General features: G+C 62.1%; 18 protein-coding genes and 1 pseudogene. 17 read left to right on the forward strand and 2 right to left on the reverse strand.

Going from position 1 to position 17,638, the window contains the following annotated elements:
• From VF436_RS12475 to VF436_RS12500, 6 genes are all read left to right on the forward strand, one after another.
• Positions 1 to 404: protein phosphatase CheZ (locus VF436_RS12475; RefSeq protein ID WP_330904355.1), on the forward strand; the 404-nt coding region annotated here is incomplete at its 5' end.
• A 12-nt stretch (positions 405 to 416) separates the two neighbouring features.
• Positions 417 to 2,300: a chemotaxis protein CheA gene (locus tag VF436_RS12480; RefSeq protein WP_330904356.1), complete on the forward strand. Its 1,884-nt coding sequence runs from the start codon at positions 417 to 419 to the stop codon at positions 2,298 to 2,300.
• A 1-nt stretch (position 2,301) separates the two neighbouring features.
• Positions 2,302 to 3,042 carry a flagellar motor protein gene (locus VF436_RS12485; protein WP_330904357.1) on the forward strand — a complete coding sequence of 247 codons (741 nt, stop codon included), beginning with the start codon at positions 2,302 to 2,304 and terminating at the stop codon, positions 3,040 to 3,042.
• Positions 3,039 to 4,058, forward strand: coding sequence for a flagellar motor protein MotD (gene motD, locus VF436_RS12490; protein WP_330904358.1), 1,020 nt, complete (start codon positions 3,039 to 3,041; stop codon positions 4,056 to 4,058). The genes VF436_RS12485 and motD overlap by 4 nt, the downstream gene beginning before the upstream one ends.
• Before the next feature lie 9 nt (positions 4,059 to 4,067).
• Positions 4,068 to 4,532: a chemotaxis protein CheW gene (locus VF436_RS12495; protein WP_330904359.1), complete on the forward strand. Its 465-nt coding sequence runs from the start codon at positions 4,068 to 4,070 to the stop codon at positions 4,530 to 4,532.
• Positions 4,533 to 4,538: 6 nt separating this feature from the next.
• Positions 4,539 to 4,910: a DUF2802 domain-containing protein gene (locus VF436_RS12500; protein ID WP_330904360.1), complete on the forward strand. Its 372-nt coding sequence runs from the start codon at positions 4,539 to 4,541 to the stop codon at positions 4,908 to 4,910.
• Between the two features lie 202 nt (positions 4,911 to 5,112).
• Here VF436_RS12500 and VF436_RS12505 read toward each other — a convergent pair whose 3' ends face one another.
• Together VF436_RS12505 and VF436_RS12510 are read right to left on the reverse strand one after the other, a co-directional pair.
• Positions 5,113 to 5,382, reverse strand: coding sequence for a flagellar biosynthesis protein (locus VF436_RS12505; RefSeq protein ID WP_330904361.1), 270 nt, complete (start codon positions 5,380 to 5,382; stop codon positions 5,113 to 5,115).
• The gene (locus VF436_RS12510) at positions 5,379 to 6,542 is read right to left on the reverse strand and encodes a flagellar hook-length control protein FliK (protein ID WP_330904362.1); all 1,164 of its coding nucleotides are present in this window, start codon (positions 6,540 to 6,542) and stop codon (positions 5,379 to 5,381) included. Before VF436_RS12510 ends, VF436_RS12505 begins: the two co-directional genes overlap by 4 nt.
• A 164-nt stretch (positions 6,543 to 6,706) precedes the next feature.
• On the opposite strand from VF436_RS12510, the gene VF436_RS12515 reads away from it, so the two are divergent.
• The 11 genes and pseudogenes from VF436_RS12515 to VF436_RS12565 form a co-directional block, all read left to right on the forward strand.
• Entirely contained in the window at positions 6,707 to 7,018 is a 312-nt protein-coding gene (locus tag VF436_RS12515) for an STAS domain-containing protein (protein ID WP_330904363.1), read from the forward strand.
• A 22-nt stretch (positions 7,019 to 7,040) separates the two neighbouring features.
• Positions 7,041 to 7,403 (forward strand): response regulator, encoded by a 363-nt coding sequence (locus VF436_RS12520; RefSeq protein ID WP_330904364.1) that lies wholly within the window; start codon positions 7,041 to 7,043, stop codon positions 7,401 to 7,403.
• A gap of 22 nt (positions 7,404 to 7,425) precedes the next feature.
• Positions 7,426 to 9,414 (forward strand): chemotaxis protein CheA, encoded by a 1,989-nt coding sequence (locus tag VF436_RS12525; protein ID WP_330904365.1) that lies wholly within the window; start codon positions 7,426 to 7,428, stop codon positions 9,412 to 9,414.
• A gap of 297 nt (positions 9,415 to 9,711) precedes the next feature.
• A complete protein-coding gene (locus tag VF436_RS12530; protein WP_330904366.1) occupies positions 9,712 to 10,227 on the forward strand; it encodes a chemotaxis protein CheW in 516 nt (171 codons plus the stop codon).
• Positions 10,228 to 10,261: 34 nt separating this feature from the next.
• Positions 10,262 to 11,989 (forward strand): methyl-accepting chemotaxis protein, encoded by a 1,728-nt coding sequence (locus tag VF436_RS12535; protein ID WP_330904367.1) that lies wholly within the window; start codon positions 10,262 to 10,264, stop codon positions 11,987 to 11,989.
• 3 nt (positions 11,990 to 11,992) lie between these two features.
• Positions 11,993 to 12,868, forward strand: coding sequence for a protein-glutamate O-methyltransferase (locus tag VF436_RS12540; RefSeq protein WP_330904368.1), 876 nt, complete (start codon positions 11,993 to 11,995; stop codon positions 12,866 to 12,868).
• Positions 12,865 to 13,518 carry a chemoreceptor glutamine deamidase CheD gene (gene cheD / locus VF436_RS12545; protein WP_330904369.1) on the forward strand — a complete coding sequence of 218 codons (654 nt, stop codon included), beginning with the start codon at positions 12,865 to 12,867 and terminating at the stop codon, positions 13,516 to 13,518. Before VF436_RS12540 ends, cheD begins: the two co-directional genes overlap by 4 nt.
• Positions 13,519 to 13,612: 94 nt before the next feature.
• A complete protein-coding gene (locus VF436_RS12550; protein ID WP_330904370.1) occupies positions 13,613 to 14,710 on the forward strand; it encodes a chemotaxis response regulator protein-glutamate methylesterase in 1,098 nt (365 codons plus the stop codon).
• Positions 14,711 to 14,725: 15 nt separating this feature from the next.
• A complete protein-coding gene (locus tag VF436_RS12555) occupies positions 14,726 to 15,907 on the forward strand; it encodes a methyl-accepting chemotaxis protein (protein ID WP_330904371.1) in 1,182 nt (393 codons plus the stop codon).
• A gap of 22 nt (positions 15,908 to 15,929) precedes the next feature.
• Positions 15,930 to 16,235 carry an STAS domain-containing protein gene (locus VF436_RS12560; protein ID WP_330904372.1) on the forward strand — a complete coding sequence of 102 codons (306 nt, stop codon included), beginning with the start codon at positions 15,930 to 15,932 and terminating at the stop codon, positions 16,233 to 16,235.
• A gap of 770 nt (positions 16,236 to 17,005) precedes the next feature.
• Positions 17,006 to 17,638 (forward strand): annotated as a pseudogene (locus VF436_RS12565) (hypothetical protein); the annotation flags it as partial.

A 17,638-nucleotide genomic window follows, 5' to 3' on the forward strand; every position in this document is an offset into this window, starting at 1 on the left:
AAAATCTGCTCGATGTGCTGGACATGAGCTCGCAGGCGGCGCATCGCAGCTTGGATTTCGCCGAGCGCATGCGCCCTCAGGCCGAGGCTTTGGAAGCCAATGCCGGCGAGATCCTGGCATGGAGCGGGGAGAACGAGGCCAGTGCCGTGCTGGCGCGCCAGGCGCGCGATTTTGCCATGGCGTGTCGCGATGGCTTGTCCGACATGGTGCTGGCGCAGTCATGGCAGGACCTTTCCGGTCAGCGCATCAAGAAGGTTGCCCACTTTATCGAGAGCGTCGAATCGTCGCTGCTGGAACTGGTGCGCCTGACCGGTGCACTCGCTGGCGGTGAAGCACCGGCAGCGGTGGCCAAGATCAACAGCCAGGACGAGGCCGATCGTCTGCTAAGCGAATTCGGCTTTTAAGGGACGGCAGGCATGCATTCTCCGCTCGACGATGAGCTGCGCGATGACTTCCTGGTCGAGGCCAGGGAGTTGTTGCAACGCCTGAGCGAACAACTGGTCGAACTGGAGGCATCGCCGCGCGATGCCGACCTGCTCAACGCGGTGTTTCGCGCATTCCATACGGTCAAGGGCGGCGCCGGGTTTCTGTCGATCGAAGCGATGGTGCAGTTGTGCCACCAGGCCGAAGATCTGCTCAACGAGGCGCGTAATGGTGCCTTCGTGCTCGATTCGGCGCAGATGGATGCGTTGCTGGAGGCATTGGACTTGCTGAACGTGCAGATGGATGCGCTGGCATCGGGCGATACCTTGCCCATGCCTGCGGCCAGCCTGCTCGATCGCTTGCGCAGTAACGTAAGGCGCGCGCCGGCACCTGCGCCGGTGTCCGCGCCCGCGCCGATGCCGGCAGAATCGACCGGTGGTAGCATCGACGACAGCGAGTTCGAAGCCCTGCTCGACAGCTTGTATGGGCGCAATGGCGCGCCGGGCTCGCCCGTGGCCGAACCTGCACCCGTCGCCGACTCGAACACCATCAGCGACGATGAATTTGAAGCCCTGCTCGACAGCCTGCATGGCAAAGGAACGCCGCCGACGGCAGTTGTGCCGGCTCCTGCTCCGGCACCCCAGCCAGCTCCGGCGACGGAACCTGCCACGACCAAGGCGCGTGCGCCGGCGCAAGCCGAGCAGACCGTGCGTGTGGACACCGGCCGTCTGGATGACTTGGTCAATCGCGCAGGCGAATTGGTATTGGTGCGTAACCGCCTGGTGAGCCTGGCATCGCGCAGCGACGATGAGTCCCTCGGGCTGGCGGCAGGCGAGCTCGATCGTGTCGCCGATGAATTGCAAGGTGCGGTCATCGGCATGCGTATGCAGCCGGTTGGTCGCCTGTTCCAGCGTTTCCCGCGTATCGTGCGCGACCTGGCTCGCCAGTTGGGCAAGGAAATCGAGCTGGTCACCGAAGGCGAGGATACCGACCTGGATCGTGGCCTGGTCGAGGCATTGGCCGACCCGCTGGTGCACCTGTTGCGTAATTCGGTTGATCACGGCGTGGAAATGCCCGATGACCGTGAGCGCGCCGGCAAGCCGCGCAAGGGACGCGTACGCCTGTCGGCGAGCCAGCGTGGCGAACGCATCGTCATTATCGTGTCCGACGATGGCCGCGGCATGAATCCGCAGGTCTTGCGCAGCAAGGCCGTTGAGAAGGGCGTCATCGACGAAGACCAGGCCGCGCGCCTGAGCGAGGCCGAGTCGCTGGAGCTGATCTTCCGACCGGGCTTCAGCACGGCAGCCACCGTTTCGGATATCTCCGGCCGCGGCGTGGGCATGGACGTGGTCAAGACGCGCATCATCGAGCTTGGCGGCACTTTGCAGGTGCGCTCGAAGCTCGGGCAGGGCAGCGAACTCGAACTGGCTGTGCCGTTGACGCTAGCGATCCAGCGCGTGTTGATGGTGGGTGTGGGCGATCGTCTGTTTGCCCTTCCGCTGACCAATGTCAGTGAGGTCTTCGAGCTTTCCGCCGGACAGGACCAGTGGCTCGATGGTCGTCGCGTGGCCGCGCACCGTGGTCGTGCATTGCCCTTGGGCGATGTCTCTGCCTGGGCGCGAGTGCGCCATGATGCTCCGCCTCGCCAAGTCGTGGTGGTGCATATCGGTCACCAGCGTATCGGTTGCCTGGTGCATGCGGTGATCGGCCGCGAAGATGTCATGGTCAAGCCTCTAGGGCCGCTGTTTGCCGGAACGCCCGGTATCGCCGGTGCCACGGTAACGGGGGATGGTCGTCTGGCGCTCGTCCTGGACTTGGCCGGCCTTGCCGCCGAGGACGGGGCCTTGCTGATGACCGAACTAAAGGAAACCGCTTGACATGGATATGGTAAGCGTCATTGGTACGATCCTCGCCTTCGTGGTGGTGATCGTGGGCACCATCTTGAAGGGATCGTCGCTCGAAGCGTTGTGGAATCCAGCGGCCTTCGTCATCGTGTTCCTGGGTACGGTCGCCGCGCTGCTGGTGCAGACGCCGGGCAAGGTACTCAAGCGCGCGGGTACGATGCTGCCGATGGTCTACAAACCGCCGCGCCATCAGCCGGCCGACCTTATCAGCCGCATCGTCGGGTGGAGCGAGCTTTCGCGCCGCCAGGGCCTGCTTGGCCTGGAACCACAGATCGACGTGGAGCAGGACAGCTTCGTGCGCAAGGGGCTGCAACTGCTGGTCGACGGCAGCGAGCCGGAGGACATTCGCGGTGCCCTGGAAGTGGAACTGGGCACACGTGAACAAGCCGATCTCGATGCAAGCAAAGTCTTCGAGAATGCTGGCACATATTCGCCGACGCTGGGCATCATCGGCGCGGTCATGGGCCTGATGGCCGTGATGCAGAACCTGGCCGATCCGAGCAAGCTCGGACATGGCATTGCCGCGGCTTTCGTCGCGACGATCTATGGCATTGGCCTGGCCAACCTGCTGATGCTGCCGATGTCGGCGCGCCTGAAAGGGCTGGTGCACAAGCAGACCGCGATGCGCGAGATCGTCATCGAAGGCCTGGTGGCGATCGCGCAGGGTGACAATCCACGCCAGATCGAGAACAAGTTGCAGGGTTACCTGTCATGAAGCGCAGGCGCCATCAGGAAGAACACGTCAATCATGAGCGCTGGGCCATTCCCTACGGCGATCTGATCACCTTGCTGCTGGCGCTCTTCGTTGTGATGTATGCGATGTCGGCCGTGAATGAGGGCAAGTACCGCGTGCTCTCACAATCGATCATCGAAGCCTTCAATGGCAACAGCAAGCGTATCGAGGCCACGCCAAGCCGTACGCCATCCGTGCTCGCGCCGGTGCCCGATGCTGGTGCGTCCTCCACGGCGACCTCTTCGGCCCAGCGCATTGCCTTGCCGCTGCGCCGCCAGCCGGTACCGGGCAGGGGCGAGCAGCCTACGGTCGAGCGCGCTGCCAGCGGCGCGCAGCAACAGAATCTCGAGCGCATCCAGGGCGAGGTGCAGAAAGCGTTGCAGCCATTGATCGACAAGAGCCTGGTCACCGTGCGTCGCACGGACAGCTATCTGGAGATCGAGATCCGTACCGATATTCTCTTTCCCAGCGGCGTGGCGAGGCTGTCCTCGTCGGCCGAGGACGTGCTCGATCATATCGGTCAGATTCTCGCGCCCTTTCCCAATGCGTTGCGCGTAGAGGGTTATACCGACGACAAGCCGATCAACACGGCCGTGTATCCGTCCAACTGGGAGCTCTCAGCTGCACGTGCCGCCAGCGTGGCGCGCCTGTTCGCCGACCGAGGTGTCAATCCCGATCGCCTGGGCATCATCGGCTGGGGGCAGTTTCGCCCGGCGGCCGATAACGCCAGCGAAGAAGGGCGCAATCGCAATCGGCGTGTACTTGTCGTGGTACTCAGCGATGGCAACGCGCCCAGCCGCTTCTACACCGACGCCACCCATCCGCTGGCCGACGCGTCGGCCAAGCCCGCCGTGAGCGAGGTACCGACCGAGACGGCTGCGGCAACACAAGCATTGCCACAACTGCCAGGCATCATCGCTGCCAAACCGGAGCCGGCTTCGGTCAACCCTGCGGCGGCGGCCATCTCGGCGCTGCCGGCATCCGGGACAGACAAGTAAGGACTGAACATGAACGCCGTGGCCCACGCCGTCACCAATGAATTGCAATGGCTGGTGTTTTTCCTTGCCGGGCAGGCCTATGCCGCGCCACTGGTGCAGGTCAGCGAGGTGGTACGTGACGGAGCCGTTACCCCGGTGCCGGGTGCCGCCGACGATCTGCTGGGCATCCGGTTGCTGCGCGGACAGATCGTGCCCGTGCTCGACGGGCGCGCACGACTGGGATTGGATCTGGCCACGGGCACATCCGCGCAAGCGCGTATCGTGGTGTTGACCCACGGCGGGCACCAAGTGGGCGTGCGTGTCGATGCCGTCGACGACCTGCTTTCGCTCAATGACGTCGACATGGCGCCGGCCCCCTCTGGCCGGGCGCAGCGTGTGGATGATCCGGTCCGAGGTGTCGTGCCCTGGAGGCAGGGTTTCGTTGCGCTGCTGGATGTGCGCAAACTATGCCGCTTGCCACAGGACGGGGATTAAGGGGACATGGGCATCGAGATTGGCCTGATTGCGCTGATCCTGTTGGTGACTGCGCAAGGGGTATTGCTTTATTGGGTGTGGCGCCAGCAGTTGCGACTGCGTATCCAATTGGCACAGTGCCTGTCGGCGACCGGTACGGACGTACCCACGTCGATGCTCGTGGTGATGATCGGTCGCCTGGAGCGCCGGCTGGAAGGCATCGAGCGCCACCTGGAGCGCCACGGGGCACACATGCCCGTCCCACCGGCCTCGGCACAGACCTATGCGCTGGCCCAGCAGTTGGCGCGCGAAGGCGTTGGCGTGGAAGAATTGATCTTGCGCTGTGGTCTGTCTAGGGATGAGGCCGAGCTGGTCCGGCGGATGCATAGTGCGGTTTGATCCCTGCGGCGTTTGTCGCAGGACAATGCAAGCCGCGCCCACGTCTCGCCTCCCGTGGTGGGAGCGACTTCAGTCGCAGATTGGTGCTCCTGAAATTTCCAGGCCACATCTTGTCGCAGATTTGTTTTTTTAAAGCCCTCAAGTCGTGACCTTGTCACGGCTTGCTTCGCGACTGAAGTCGCTCATGCCTGCCAAGGTCACATTAACTACCACTCTTTTCCCCGGCAGCCTCATACACGCAACTCAACACCGCCGCTGCCGCTGCATAAAGCGGCATGGGAATGTCGTCACGCAGGCGAAGCGCAGCAAGAATGGCTGCAACCTGGGGATCGTGGTGCAGCGGAAAGCCAGCGTCCTTCGCGCGAGCAAGCAGGCGTTCGAGAGTTTCGCGAGGCAGCGCCGGGGCCGCTGTCTCGTTGTGGGCCAGCCGCAGGCTCACCTTGCGGCGCGGGGCGGGAAGCGCAGTATTCATGCGATGGTCTTCAACAGAACTGCGCTGCGGGATTGGCCGGCTTGCGGCATGCCGTGCAGGCAACTGAGTTGATCGAGAATCAGCCCACTGGCACTCAGGCGATCACGCAAGGTGTCGAACAGTTGATCGAGCTTGTTAACGGTCGAAGCCATATGTGCCCACAGGCGGACGTTCAGTCGTTGACCGCGCAATTGAACCTCGCCCTGTACAGGACCCAGGCTTGGGAGCTCAAGCGCGAAGCCGAGTGTCCAGGTCGAGGGTTCGTCGTCCTGGGTGCCACGCTCGAGCTGCAACTGGAGGACATCACGGCCATCTGCGCCGTGGATGGGAATCTCGACCATCCATAAGGCGTTGGCGGCCGATTCCAGTTGCGCCACTTCCAGGCGTGCCAGCGCAGCATGGACATCGGTACTCAAACGGTCGAGCAGGGGCCGCAGGTCCAGCAAGTCGTCGTCCAGCAGCGGATCGCCTTCCTCGGGCATGGCGGCACGTGGCTGAGCTTGCAAGCCACGGTGCTGCAAGGGCGGTGCGGTGTCGGCCGTACTGGTCGAGCCATTTGCACGCGCGGTGTAACCTGCGGTCTGCAGCACGGTCGCCAGGCGGATGAGCGCCGCCTTCCAGTCGCCGTCGCCAAGGGCGTTGCCCAGGGCCATCGGATCGGCCAACAGGGATTCCAGGAACAGCCCACTGCGAGCCACCGCTTCGCGCAGGCCGGGGCCGCTACTGATCTCCTCCGGTGTGCGCATGGCATGTTCAAGGAGTGCCAGGGACGTACGTATATCGGGCGGCAACTGGCGCAATACTGGTCGTTGGGCCAGGGTGTTCAATGCTGCCAATAACGGTGCATAGCCATTCTGTTGCGGCATGCGTTCACGCATGGCCTGCTGCACGAAGGTTTCCGGGGCACTGGGAATCATCACTTCCAGTATCGGCTCTGCTCCCACGCTGAGTACCCGCACCTGGAATTGCGGCGGCAATTGGGTGGTCGGTGCCTGCGTTTCCACCGTCAGCGCGCCGATCTGCAACACCACGGCCCCCTGCGGATTCACACCCAACGGCCGTGCGGACAGCACGGTGCCTATGCGCCAGCTGTCGGCTGTGCTGCCGGCGGCGGCGCCCGCCCAGGTGAGCGCGGCAAGGCTGGTGGGTTGGATGTTCAAGAAGGCTCCTGTGACGCTCGGGACGCAGGGTGGATATCAAGAGAAAGGCTATCGGCCATGACATCGGCCACCGTGCGTGAAACTTGAACGCGCTCCAGGGCTAAAGACCGGGCCCGGCTCGCCGATAAGCACCGCAAGACAGCCTAACAGCGAGACGACCAGTCATGGCGGGCAAGCACGCTAAAACCTCAGCCGGCGACAACGAGCAAAGGGTACAGCTTCCCGAGGATTGCCGCATGGCCGCCTTGGCGGGGCTGCGCGACGAGCTGATAGCAGCCCTGGAGCGCCCGTCCTGCATGCTCGACGCCACGGCGACCATCAAGGTGGATACGGCCGCGGTGCAGTTGCTTGCAGCTTTTCGCCGGGCCGCATCCGCTTCCGGTCGCAAGGTCAGCTGGCACGGGGTGGGGGAGCCGCTGCGTGAAGCGGTCGCGCTCTTGGGCTTGGAACAGACATTGGAACTGCCGGCGACCTGATGCCGGCCTGACGAGGTAGAAAATGGCAAAGATTCTCGCGGTGGACGATTCGGCTTCGATGCGCGGCATGGTGGCTTTCACCTTGCGTGGAGCCGGTCATGAGGTGAGCGAAGCGGAAAACGGCCAGTTGGCGCTGGATGTGGCGCGCGGTTCGCGTTTCGATCTGGTGCTCGCCGACGTCAATATGCCGGTGATGGACGGTATCACCATGGTGCGCGAGTTGCGCACGCTCGGTGAGTACAAGGGAGTGCCGATCCTGATGCTCACGACCGAATCCAATACTGACAAGAAAATGGAAGGCAAGGCAGCCGGTGCGACAGGTTGGCTGGTCAAACCCTTCGATCCGGAGCAACTGCTGGCCACGGTCAAGCGCGTTCTCGGCTAACTCTCTTTAACGGTTGATTCCCATGGCCAACGTCAGCCTCGCCCAGTTCCACCAGACTTTTTTCGAGGAAAGCCTCGAAGGCCTCGACAGCATGGAGTCATCCTTGCTGGCGCTGGATGATGGCGGCGACGCCGAGCTGGTCCATGGCATCTTCCGCGCCGCGCATTCGATCAAGGGGGGGGCGGCAACCTTCGGTTTTCCGGAGATGGCTGCATTCACGCACGAGGCCGAATCGTTGCTGGATGAATTGCGCGATGGTCGTCGCGCGATCGATTCGCCGACCATCGAGTTGCTGTTGCGCACGGTCGATTGCTTGCGTGGCATGTTTGATCGCGCCCAGGCCGGCCAGCCACTGGCTGACGGTGTGAGCGAGGGGCTCAAGCAGGAACTGGCCGTCGCGTTGGGGCATGGCGCGGCCGTCGTGGCCAAAGCCGCGACCAGCGACCAGGCCGAGGCCTGGGTAATCGACTTTCGTCCGCACGCCTCGATGCTGGCGGGCGGCAACGAGCCGCTCCGCATGATCCGCGAGCTGGCCGAACTGGGCCGGCTCGACGTGGTGGTCAACCTGGACGCACTGCCGGAACTGGCCCGGCTTGAGCCGAGCGAATGTCATCTGTCCTGGCGCATCACCCTGCACGCGGCGGTGAAGCGTTCGGCGATTACCTCGGTATTCGACTGGGTCGAAGACGAGTGCGACTTGTCAGTGGAACCACTACTGGCCAAGGCACCCGCCGCGACGCCGGTCGCTGCACCCGTGGCGGTCACACCTGCGGCTAATGAGCCAGCTGTCACGGCCGCTCCGAAGGCGGCGCGTGAGGCATCCGGCGGTAGCGAGACCGGCTCGGTGCGCGTGGGCATCGACAAGATCGACGGCCTGATCGACCTGGTTGGCGAGCTGGTCATTACCCAGTCGATGCTCGATCCGTTCCGCGAAGATTTCGACATGTCCCGCCTGGAGCTGCTGCGCCAGGGGCTTGCCCAATTGGCCCGCCACACGCGCGCCTTGCAGGAAAGCGTGATGGGCATTCGCATGCTGCCCATCGGCTCGGTCTTCAGCCGCTTTCCGCGCCTGGTACGTGACCTGGGCAACAAGCTCGGCAAGCAGGTCAAGCTGGATCTGGTGGGCGAGCACACCGAGCTGGACAAGACGGTGCTGGAGAAAATCGGCGATCCGCTAGTGCACCTGGTGCGCAACGCGATCGACCACGGCCTGGAATCGCCCGAGCGCCGCCGCGCGGCAGGCAAGGGTGAGACCGGCACGCTGCGCCTGGAGGCCTTCCACCGTGGCGGTTCCATCGTGGTGGAGGTCAGTGATGACGGCGCCGGGCTCAATCGCCAGGCCATCGTCAACAAGGCCGTGCAGCGTGGCCTGATCGCCTCGGGCGACAACATGAGTGATGAGGCCGTGGCCGAGCTGATCTTCCAGCCGGGCTTCTCGACCGCCGCCGCCACCACCGACCTTTCGGGCCGTGGTGTCGGCATGGACGTGGTCCGCCGCAACGTGGTGGACCTGGGTGGCAATGTAGCCATCCGTAGCAAGGAAGGTCACGGCACGGTGTTCACGATTACCTTGCCGCTGACTCTGGCCATCATAGATGGCTTGACCGCGGCGGTGGGCGAGGAGCGCTACATCGTGCCGCTGGTGTCGATCGTCGAGTCGGTACAGTTGAAGACCGATGCCATTCGCAGTGTGGCTGGCGGTGGTGAGCTGTTCCGTTTCCGCGACGGCTACTTGCCGGTCATCCGCCTGCACGAAGCCTTTGGCATCGAAGGTGCGCGTACCCGCATCGACGAAGGCCTGGTGGTCGTGGTCGAAGGCGAAGACTCCCGCGTCGGCCTTTTCATCGACGAACTGATCGGCCAGCAGCAGGCGGTCGTCAAGTCGCTGGAAGCCAATTATCGGCGTGTGAGCGGTATCTCCGGCGCCACGATCCTGTCCGATGGCTCGGTGGCATTGATCGTGGATGTCATGGGTCTGGTCAGGCTGCAAAGTCGTCGCAAAGCGGCTTGATGGAGCGTTAGGCCGCTCGCCGAAAGGCTCGTTGTGAGGCAGGCCGCTGCGTGGCCTGCCAAGTCGCTCGCTGCACGAGCTGTAAAGGGTGAGAGCTCAGAGCCTGGGGCCATGGGGCGCCGGGCTCTTTGTCATGTTTTTTCGCTTTACGGGGCGCGTAGCGGCCAGCCTTACAGCTCGCGCAGCGAGCGACTTGACAGGCTGCGTAGCGGCCGGCTTCACCCCTCCAAGGGGCCTCAAGCTCCCCCTGTTCCTGCCGATACCCAAATCATAGAGGGGTCCCGTCCTGGAACGCACATGAGCCAAACAGCCAGCCTTTCCCATGTCGCCGCTGCGACCGCGCAATATCTCACCGTCAACCTCGCCCACGAGGAATACGCCATCGACATCCTGGCCGTGCGCGAGATTCGCGGCTGGACGCCGGTGACGCGTATTCCGCAAGCGCCACATTACGTGCTTGGGGTGCTCAACCTACGCGGCGCGATCGTGCCAGTGCTGGATCTACGCCTGCGCTTCGGACTGGCGCGAGAGGAATACAACGCCACCACCGTCACGGTGATCATCACCGTCGCCGGTCGCCATTTTGGCGTGGTGGTCGATGGCGTATCCGATGTGCTGGACGTCGATGGCACGGCGATCAAGCCGGTGCCGGACATGGGCACGGCCGTGGATACCGAATACCTCAAGGGCCTGACCTCTGTGGGCGAACGCATGGTGCTGCTGCTGGACGTGGACAAGCTGTTGCAACCGCAGGATGCCCAGATGCTTGAAGCGGCCCTCCCGTCTGTTGCCGACGTCAAGGCTGTGGCCTGACGTATTCATCCGAATCGTTCATATTGGATCAGCGATGAAGAAGTTCTCTTTCAAAATTCCTTCCCTTTCCGTTCGCGCACGTCTCTACGGCGTGATGGGCCTGCTCACGGTGATGTTGATCGGCGGTGCGATCATAGGCCTTGGCTCGATGAGCCTGCAGAACGAAGGCATGCGTCAGATCTATGAGCAGGAAATCGTGCCGGCGCAGTTACTCAGCCGCATGAGCCAGCAGGGTTTGATGTCCTTCGTGATCCTGAGCGAGGGCACCACGCTGGTCGGCAAGCCCGACGCGCTCAAGCAGAAGCTTGCCGAATACGACAAGTTGCAGGAAGGTTTTGCAAAGCTGCGCCAGGAGTTCGACGCCATTCCGATGAGCGAAGACTTCGCCAAGCAGTACAAGGCGATGCACGCCGACGACGCCGACTACAATCAGGCCAAGCAGGATACACTCGACGCGCTCAAGCAGAATGACGCCAGCGCCTCCGATATCCTGGAGATGCAATTGCGTCCGCTTTTGATGGAGCGCCAGGCAATGATGGCCAAGCTCGGCGAAGTACAGCGCGCCGAAGCGATGCACATCTACGAGCAGCAGCTGTCGCGCTACAAGACCATTCGCATGGTCAGCCTGGTCGCGCTGGTGCTGGGCCTGGTGATTGCCCTCCTCATCGCCGCCATCGTGGTGCGCTCGATCATCAATACGCTCAATCGCACCGTGGGTATTGCCCATGCGATCGCCGAGGGCAAGCTTGGCCACAACATCCATGTCAATCGCAACGATGAGCTGGGCAAGCTGCTCGAAGCCTTCCGCACGATGGACGACCGCCTGAGCACGATCGTCAATGAAGTGCGCCATGGTTCGGGATCGGTTAGCACGGCAGCACAGCAGATTTCGCGCGGCAATGATGACCTGAGCCAACGCACCCAGGAACAGGCCTCCAGCCTGGAGGAAACGGCCTCTTCGATGGAGGAAATGACCTCCACCGTCAAGCAGAATGCCGAGAACGCCAGCCATGCCAACCAGTTGGCGCGCGGTGCGCGTGAACAGGCCGAACGTGGCGGTGAAGTGGTCGCCCAGGCCGTCGGAGCCATGCGCGAGATCAACGCCTCCAGCCGCAAGATCGCCGATATCGTCGGCTTGATCGATGAAATTGCTTTTCAGACCAACCTGCTTGCGCTGAACGCAGCGGTGGAAGCGGCTCGCGCTGGCGAACAAGGCCGTGGCTTCGCCGTGGTCGCCACCGAGGTGCGTAACTTGGCCCAGCGCAGCGCAGGCGCCGCCAAGGAGATCAAGGGTCTTATCAACGATAGCGCCGCCAAGGTGCGCACTGGTTCCGAACTAGTGGACCAGTCCGGCAAGGCCTTGGCGGAAATCGTTGACAGCGTGAAGAAAGTCACCGACATCGTCGCGGAGATAGCGGCTGCCAGCCAGGAGCAGTCGGCCGGTATCGATCAGGTCAACCATGCTGTGTTGCAGATGGACGAAATGACCCAGCAGAACGCGGCCCTCGTGGAAGAAGCTGCCGCCGCCGCACGCGCCATGCAGGAGCAGGCCACCGAACTGACTCGCCAGGTAGGCTTCTTTCATCTGGGAGAGGATGCAGACGACCGGCCCGCGCCGACCCAGGTGGTGCGCTCGAGCGCCGTCGTGGCCGAAACCGAAGCGGTGTTTGCCGCCGTGCGCAACGCCGCTCCCGTCCGGGCTCCACGCAGTGCGTCTTCCAACAACGAAACCGCCGACAACGGCGCGTGGAAGGAGTTCTAAGGCATGTCCATCTCGGCCATTGATGAAAGCGTTGCCCAGGCAGGCATCGGTGGTCCGAGCCTTGGCGATGCGGAGTTTACGTTCCTGCGTGAGTTCGTGTTGCAGCAGTGCGGTATCTCGCTTGGTGAGCACAAGCGTCAACTGGTGCAGGGCCGCCTGCTACGGCGCCTGCGCGCGTTGCGGCTGAAGGATTTTGCTAGCTATTGCCAGATCCTGCGCGACGATCCGGAAAGCGAACTAGGTGAGCTGGCCAGTGCGATCAGCACCAACGTCACCTCGTTCTTCCGCGAGATGCATCACTACGATTTCCTGATCGAGACACAGTTGCCGTTGTGGTTGCAGCAAAAGCGCAACGGCGGACGGCTGCGTATCTGGTCAGCCGGCTGCTCGACGGGCGAAGAGCCCTATGCTCTGGCGATGGTGCTGGCCGAGGCGCTTGAACAGCAGGGCAGCAGCGTCGATGCGAAGATCCTGGCGACCGACCTGTCGCCCCAGGCGCTGGAAGCGGCGCGCAAGGGTGTTTATTCGATCGACAAACTTGGCGGCGTGACCCCGGAGCGTCGTCGCCGCTGGTTTCTGCGCGGCGAGGGCAGCTATGACGGGCTGGCCTGTGTGCATCCGCGCCTGCGTGAACTTGTGACGATCCAGCCATTGAACCTGTTGCATGATTGGCCGATGCAGGGGCCTTTCGATGCGATCTTCTGTCGCAATGTCGTGATCTATTTTGACAAGCCGACCAAGCAGCGGCTGTTTGCTCGCTACGCCAGCATGTTGAGTCCGGATGGCTACTTGTTCCTGGGACACTCGGAGTCGATGTATGGCCTGAGTGACGATTTTGACTTGGTCGGCCGCACTATCTACCGGAAGCGCGACAAATGAGCGAACTATTAGCCAGTCGCCGACCTTCGGCGGGCCAACCTCGCAATGTGTTGCCGGGCTTTGAGCATGTGCGACGCTACTGGGATCCCACGTCAGCCTGCATGACCGCCAAGATCCTGCCTGGCGAGTATTACGTGACCGATCATGAGGAAATGATCTCCACGGTACTCGGGTCGTGTGTGTCGGCATGCATCCGTGACCGCCAGCGTCAGATCGGTGGCATGAATCATTTCATGTTGCCCGAGCCAGTCGGTGAACGTGACAGTTGGTCGTCAACGGTCAGTCGGGCGGCGCGCTATGGCAACGATGCCATGGAGCAGTTGATCAATGGCATCTTGCGCGCTGGTGGCCATCGTGCGGATCTTGAAGTGAAGATTTTCGGCGGTGGCCGCGTGCTGGCACAGATGACAGACATCGGCAGGCGCAATATCGCCTTTGTGCGCCGCTACATCGAGACCGAAAAACTCAACCTGGTCGCCGAAGACGTCGGCGATGTGCATCCGCGACAGGTGCAATATTTTCCGCAGACCGGCAGGGTGCGCGTGCGCCTGATGCACGGCTTGCAGGAGAGCCGACTGGTCGACACCGAGAAGCATTACCTCAAGCGTTTGGCAAACGATCCGATAAAGGGAGAAGTGGAGCTGTTCTAGGAACAGCGGCGCGTGGCGAGGAAATCCGCGGCGGCCGGCAAGACGAAGTTCCAGATCCGTTTTTCACATCCAGAGCTGAGGCGAGTAAGCATCAATGTCCAGAGTTCGCGTACTAATCGTCGACGATTCCGCCCTGGTGCGGAAACTGTTGTCGACCATGCTTGCCTGCGATCCCGGGATCGAAGTGGTCGGCGTGGCCGCCGATCCGCTAATCGCGCGCGAGAAGATCAAGCAGCTCGAACCGGACGTCCTGACGCTCGACGTCGAAATGCCGCGCATGGATGGCCTGACCTTTCTTGAGAACCTGATGCGCCTGCGGCCGATGCCAGTAGTGATGGTGTCGTCGCTGACCCAGCAGGGCGCCGAAGTCACCCTGCGCGCGCTGGAACTGGGTGCGGTCGATTTCTTCACCAAGCCGAGCAATGATCTGGCCAGCACGTTTGCCGATGGAGCACAGGAGATCTGTGCCAAGGTGAAGTTGGCGGCGCTGGCGCGCCCGAAGGTGCGCAGTGCGGTGCGAAAGCTGGACGTACCGCCGCGCTTGAGTGCCGATGCGGTACTACCGCGTGCACAGACGCCTGATTCGCGCGGTGGTACGCGCATTATAGCGATCGGGGCATCGACGGGCGGTACCGAGGCTATTCGCGTGGTGCTCGAATCCATGCCGCCCGATGCGCCGCCGATCGTCATTACTCAACATATTCCCGCCGCTTTCAGCGGCCCGTTCGCGCAGCGCATGGACAATTGTTCGGCGATGCGTGTGTGCGAGGCGCGTGACGGGCAACCGATTCAACATGGACATGCGTACATCGCCCCGGGCAGCGAACACTTGCTGGTGATGTGGGATGGTGCGCGCTACGTCTGTCGCCTTCATAACGGTCCGCCGGTCAATCGGCACAAGCCTAGCGTCGACGTGCTATTCCGTTCCGTCGCCGCCAGCGTGGGTGCGCCGGCCATCGCCGCCCTGTTGACCGGCATGGGTGACGACGGTGCTCGTGGCCTGGCCGAACTGCGCGAAGGCGGTGCTGTGACACTGGTCCAGGATGAAGCCAGTTCGGTGGTCTGGGGCATGCCCGGGGCCGCCTGGAAGATGGGGGCTGCGGCGGAAATGCTGCCTCTGGAAAATATTGCCGCGCGCCTGCTCGAATTGGCGCGTCAACCCGTAGCTCGCGCAGCCCGCGCGGTCTCCTGATCGTTGGACACTCCCATGTCAGTCATTCCCAACTCGCTTGCATCGCGCCCCCTCGTGGGCTTCGCCGCCAGCGCCGTCGCGCTGCTGCTCAGCCTGTTCCTTCATCCGGTATGGCTGGCCCCGTTGCTGGTCATTGCATTGACGGCGGTGTGGATCATCGAGACCCGGCGCACCACGCCGCAACCGGTGATCGAGGCTGCCCCTACAACCGATTCGGCGCCGGTACGCGAGGCGCTTGAAGATGTCCGCAGCGCCCTGGTCGATGAGATGGGGCACGCCTCGCGCGAACTGCACCAGGCCATGGAACTGTTGCGTGACGCGGTGCAGGAGTTGGGAGGCGGCTTTGACGGGCTGTCGCAGAAGACCGGCCAGCAGCAGTCCCTGCTCAAGCAAATCATCGATGGCCAGAACGGCGGCGTGTCAGTACAGGATTTCGCCTCGCGCACCAGCGACCTGCTCGAACACTTCGTTGGCCTGATCGTGCAACTGTCCCGGGAAAGCCTGCGCATCGTGTACCGTATCGATGGCATGGCCAAGGAAATGGACGCGGTGTTCGGTCTGCTCAAGAACGTCAACACCATCGCCGAGGAAACCAACCTGCTGGCGCTCAACGCTTCGATCGAAGCGGCACGTGCTGGCGAGTCGGGGCGCGGCTTCGCGGTGGTGGCAGGCGAGATCCGTAACCTGGCCAGTCACTCCAACCAGTTCAACGAACAGATCGGCAGCCACGTGGAGCGCGCTCGCGCCTCAATGGATCACCTGCGCGAACTGGTCGGCACCATGGCCTCTCAGGACCTGAACGTGGCATTGTCGGCCAAGGGCGGCATCGATGCGATGCTAGCCCATGTGACCGAGAGCGATGCACGTACCAACAAGGTGGCTGACCAGGCGGTGGAGATCAACCGCGGCTTGGGCAATGATGTGTCCACCACGATTCGCTCGCTGCAGTTTGAAGACATCCTCAGCCAGTTGCTGAACCAGACGCGTACTCGCTTGGTGGAGTTGCAGGAGGTCACTGCAGACTGCACGCGCGACATCGAGGCGTTGGCCTGCGATCCGATCGATGCCGAAGTGCTCGTCGAGCGTGCCCAGCAGGTGCGTTCACGCCTGGCCATCCAGCGCGAGAAGGCCAAGCTACGCTCACGTGGTCCGGCGTTGCAGAGCACGATGGACGCTGGCGAAATCGAACTGTTCTGAAAAAGTATTGGGAGTTTCAGCCATGAGTCTGACCATTCACCACGATAGCGAGCTGGACTGCCTGACCGTGCAGATGGGCGAGAACTTCGATTTCTCCGTGCATCGTGAATTCCACGATGCGTGTCTGGGGGAGAAAGCCGTGGCACGCAGCTACGTCATCGATCTGGGCGAAGTCAACAGCATGGATAGTTCGGCCTTGGGCATGCTCTTGCTGCTGCGCGAACACGCAGGTGCCGAACGTGCCGAGATACGTATCGTCAATGCTGGGGCCGACCTGCGTGGTACCTTGCGTGTGGCTGGCTTCGACAAGCTGTTCGTGTTGCACTGATCGTTCGCTGACGTTTCAGGTGTTTTATGTGGGGGCGGGACAGGCGCCCCCGTGCCTTATCGGCCGTCGGCAGACGTTCCTGGCAGACCAGCCAGGGAAGCGAGGGCGCCATGCCATCTGCCGCTGCCATCCGATAACGCCATATGCCCTCTTCCGAGGGGGCGATAATGAGTTCCCATTAACACCGGCCTCCCTCAAAGATCGCCATCCCTCGTATCTGGTCCGGTTGCACAGGCATGCCTCCCCCATAAATAGATGGCGGCGGGCATTTATGCTATTGCCATAATCCTGATTTTTAGATTTATTTGGTTTTGCCAATTGACTCTATTTATTTTGAATTGGGTCGTGTCTATTATCCAGCCGTGAGATAAAGACATATCCTTGGGGAAATTCGTTAAGACCAGATGCGACTTTTCGCTCTTGAAAAGCGAAAGGTCCGGGGCGGTGCTGTGCCTTATGTCGGCGCCGGGACAATCCGCGTTTCAGGAGACCTGATCATGAAGTCCGTTAGGGGTGGAGTTTTGGGCTTGGGTGCTGCATTGGCAATATTCGCCGGCGCAGCTGAGGCAGGTACGTTTCCCGATTATGGCTATCAACCGCCATCGAGTTATACGGGGCCTTTTTTTCAGCTTAGTCAGAATTATCCAAAGGTTCTTTCAACAAAGCCATTGCCTGATTTCTTTAAGCTTTTGCCCAAGCCGCTCAGTAATGATTTCGAGAAATGGCGGCCCTATGCCGAGGCTGTGAAGCAGTATTGTCTTGAGGGAAATGTGGAGAGCGATTGGTACGTACAGAACAATAAGGTGCGCGCCTGGTATCACGCGCCTTGGCAGCACTACGGGCCATCGGGTCGCGAAGGCATCCATGGTTTGACCAAGGAGGCGCAAATCCAGCCCAAGCAGCTAGCCCCCACGCAGGTGACCTCCGGGCAGACCTACGCCGTGGGTATCTACAACGACATCGGTGGCTACACCTTCGGGGAAGTCTGGAAGGACCCGGAGAATCCCGATCCGTCTTATACCTCGCAGCCCAACAGCTTTCATGAGGGTACCGTGGTGTGCAAGCCGCTGTTTGCCGACGTGGACCTCAAGCAGGTCCCGTTCCTGGTCAACCCTGTGCTGTGGGATGCCTATGTCACCAATACGTTCAATTCGGCGGACCGGTCGATCAGAAAGGTGGCGTTGATCCAGATGGATTTCGCCGTACGCGATTCGCGTATCCCAGGAACTGGCTGGATCTTTGGCACCTTCCAGTACAACGGCGCCAAGACTGGCAAGCCAGGCTGGGACAACTTGGTGCCGGTCGGTGTGATGTGGGGTAACGATCCTGAAGATACGGGCGATACCTATACGAATAAGCAGCCAACCGTGACTAAGATCAACCCGGATCTCAAGCAGACGGCG

Source organism: Dyella sp. (assembly GCF_036384435.1).
GTDB lineage: Bacteria > Pseudomonadota > Gammaproteobacteria > Xanthomonadales > Rhodanobacteraceae > GSA-30.

Bases quoted from the DNA above. Each gene is read 5' to 3' on its own strand.
- VF436_RS12560 (WP_330904372.1), top strand. From the start codon at position 15,930: ATGAGTCTGACCATTCACCACGATAGCGAGCTGGACTGCCTGACCGTG.
- VF436_RS12550 (WP_330904370.1), top strand. From the start codon at position 13,613: ATGTCCAGAGTTCGCGTACTAATCGTCGACGATTCCGCCCTGGTGCGG.
- VF436_RS12520 (WP_330904364.1), top strand. From the start codon at position 7,041: ATGGCAAAGATTCTCGCGGTGGACGATTCGGCTTCGATGCGCGGCATG.
- VF436_RS12540 (WP_330904368.1), top strand. From the start codon at position 11,993: ATGTCCATCTCGGCCATTGATGAAAGCGTTGCCCAGGCAGGCATCGGT.
- VF436_RS12500 (WP_330904360.1), top strand. From the start codon at position 4,539: ATGGGCATCGAGATTGGCCTGATTGCGCTGATCCTGTTGGTGACTGCG.
- cheD (WP_330904369.1), top strand. From the start codon at position 12,865: ATGAGCGAACTATTAGCCAGTCGCCGACCTTCGGCGGGCCAACCTCGC.
- VF436_RS12480 (WP_330904356.1), top strand. From the start codon at position 417: ATGCATTCTCCGCTCGACGATGAGCTGCGCGATGACTTCCTGGTCGAG.
- VF436_RS12525 (WP_330904365.1), top strand. From the start codon at position 7,426: ATGGCCAACGTCAGCCTCGCCCAGTTCCACCAGACTTTTTTCGAGGAA.
- motD (WP_330904358.1), top strand. From the start codon at position 3,039: ATGAAGCGCAGGCGCCATCAGGAAGAACACGTCAATCATGAGCGCTGG.
- VF436_RS12515 (WP_330904363.1), top strand. From the start codon at position 6,707: ATGGCGGGCAAGCACGCTAAAACCTCAGCCGGCGACAACGAGCAAAGG.
- VF436_RS12530 (WP_330904366.1), top strand. From the start codon at position 9,712: ATGAGCCAAACAGCCAGCCTTTCCCATGTCGCCGCTGCGACCGCGCAA.
- VF436_RS12535 (WP_330904367.1), top strand. From the start codon at position 10,262: ATGAAGAAGTTCTCTTTCAAAATTCCTTCCCTTTCCGTTCGCGCACGT.
- VF436_RS12485 (WP_330904357.1), top strand. From the start codon at position 2,302: ATGGATATGGTAAGCGTCATTGGTACGATCCTCGCCTTCGTGGTGGTG.
- VF436_RS12495 (WP_330904359.1), top strand. From the start codon at position 4,068: ATGAACGCCGTGGCCCACGCCGTCACCAATGAATTGCAATGGCTGGTG.
- VF436_RS12505 (WP_330904361.1), bottom strand. From the start codon at position 5,382: ATGAATACTGCGCTTCCCGCCCCGCGCCGCAAGGTGAGCCTGCGGCTG.
- VF436_RS12555 (WP_330904371.1), top strand. From the start codon at position 14,726: ATGTCAGTCATTCCCAACTCGCTTGCATCGCGCCCCCTCGTGGGCTTC.